The following is a 2,085-nucleotide window of genomic DNA, read 5'->3' as shown; positions in this document are numbered from 1 at the left end:
TTGGTTTTACCCGGTAGCTCATACTTATGACAACAACTTTTTCGGTCGTTTAAAGACAACTTGTTTCTGTCCATCTTTTTCTATCGGTAAAGCTAGTATAGTACTTTGTAATTCTGGTATCAGCTGGCAAGTAAATGCCTCATAGTTTGCAATCAGCGTATCAATATCATTAACTATCTTACGTGCTGCCATCCAAGGGTCGGCAACGGCCAACCCAACATTTCCCCAAGCATCGCTTTTAGGAATACCGCTTTCAATAAATGCAGTAGCCAAAAATGTACTTAACTGATTACACGCTTCTATAATTTCGATTTCTGAAAGAACGTGGCTATCATTTGTAGAAAATGATAAACGTTCGACTTGATTTGGAAGAATCCATAAATCTAACACCTTACCAACAACTTTTTCCCCCAACAAAGCATTTGCTAACCATCCTCCAATAAGCCCTCTTACCATTTTCTTTTGGAATAATAAAGAAGCGACTAGACGAGTAGGTGCTTGAAGTTCATTATCGTAATTATCAATACTTCGCGTTAAGAAAACATCATCCGATAACCATTCGGATAATTTCATGCTATTTCCATTTGGTTGTAATATTTTCGCTTTTTTTCCCATCAAGGCAATTGCAGTTGTTTCTTGATTTTTATCTAAAAAAGGCATCACTAAAGTTGCAAACGGTGTCATTATCTGTCCTATTAAGTCTTTTAAAAACCTATTAAATCATCTCAAGATTTATTGTAATATTTTACTGCTAGATAACTAAGTCATTCCAATTTATGCTTTTCAATATTCGTTCATCCGCTCTTGATAGGAGCTCCAGACTAGCAAAGTTTGTAAAAATTACTTCATCAAGCTCTAAAGATGGTGTTGAAGATCATCAGAGTTCGGATTCCAGCGCCACTCGCACTCTTTTAAGTGAAGCTCAAAATTGGCTGTAACACCATTAAACTTGCTCAGCCTCCGCTTGGTAAAGCTCTAAAAAGACTCAATATCATTGGTATGGCAATAATCATGAGCAAACCCGTTATTGCCGTGGTTTACCCTAAAATGCTTCGCATAGCCAATATCAAACAAGCCATTGTAACCCCACCAACCATCCGAGTATATATAGCAGGTCTCCCAAAAAATGCATACCGTACTTAAAGATAGTATACTTTTTCAAAGTGTATATGTATATTGAGTTAACGTTGTATACATTTTTTGGGAAGTTAGCCATAACACTATCAAACGCTACTTTACCGAGAATAACACCTTGAGACCTTTGCAAAATTCCGTTTCACACGAATTTTTACTACTAGTAGAAAAATTAACAGCATGATTTTAATATATTTTCAAAATTTAAAAAATTGGGTAGTGGTTTGAAAAGTATGCTAGACATACTCTTACAAAAAATACTTCTTTTATTATATTGATATTTAAATATTTAACTACCATTGGATTATTTGATAATATTCCAGCATACTTTTCAAACTACTACCAAAAATTGAAATTTCTCTATTTTATGTTTTTTTGCAAAGATCTCACCTTGCAGGGTCTTTTTCTTGCAGTCGGAAATGATCTCAGTATAAACATAACCTTGTCTTTCAAAGATACCAAAGACGGATTGTTTTAAAGTCCCACGACCACGTTTGAGCTTGTCATGATAATCCCTTTGACGCTTTGCGCCAAAGTAGGATTCATCGATCTCAATTGAGCCATATAAAAGGTTTTTCTGGTTTGGTTGATACTGATAAATTTCTTGGCGAAAGATAGCATACCAGCGGTTGATGGTATTACGGTTTACATTCAGCAGAAGAGCTGTTTTGGTTGCGTCAATATCAATGCAAAAGCATTGTACGATTTTTTTAAGCTTATATAGTCAAATCACTTATAATCCAATCTATCCAAAGCAGATATAAAGAACAACTTGTAGTAGAATTATCAAAAACAAACTGAGCATATCCTATGACCTACTGTCGCCAATTCCGACAGAAAATTCTTAACGATATTGCTAATGGAGAAACTTGGCGCGCTGTTGCAAAGCGCTACAAGATCAGCAAATTCACCGTCTATAGCTGGATTAAAAATCCCCATCCTAAAGGTTTT

General features: G+C 35.3%; 2 protein-coding genes and 2 pseudogenes. 1 reads left to right on the top strand and 3 read right to left on the bottom strand.

All coding sequences use genetic code 11. From position 1 onward, the window contains the following. Nucleotides 1–24: 24 nt before the first annotated feature. The 3 genes and pseudogenes from A5N85_RS13305 to A5N85_RS13290 form a co-directional block, all read right to left on the bottom strand. Nucleotides 25–684, bottom strand: coding sequence for a hypothetical protein (locus A5N85_RS13305; RefSeq protein ID WP_072577603.1), 660 nt, complete (start codon nucleotides 682–684; stop codon nucleotides 25–27). 171 nt (nucleotides 685–855) lie between these two features. Further along, a pseudogene (locus tag A5N85_RS15345) lies at nucleotides 856–1,107 on the bottom strand (transposase); the annotation flags it as partial. Between the two features lie 400 nt (nucleotides 1,108–1,507). Further along, a pseudogene (locus A5N85_RS13290) lies at nucleotides 1,508–1,840 on the bottom strand (transposase); the annotation flags it as partial. Between the two features lie 104 nt (nucleotides 1,841–1,944). Here A5N85_RS13290 and A5N85_RS17940 point away from each other — a divergent pair. Next, nucleotides 1,945–2,085, top strand: a 141-nt coding sequence (locus tag A5N85_RS17940; protein ID WP_143143323.1) for a helix-turn-helix domain-containing protein, incomplete at its 3' end; no start/stop codon positions are given.

It is taken from the genome of Suttonella ornithocola, from assembly GCF_001889065.1.
GTDB classification, from domain to species: Bacteria; Pseudomonadota; Gammaproteobacteria; order Cardiobacteriales; family Cardiobacteriaceae; genus Suttonella_A; species Suttonella_A ornithocola.
This window is presented reverse-complemented; position numbering and strand designations above follow the sequence as displayed.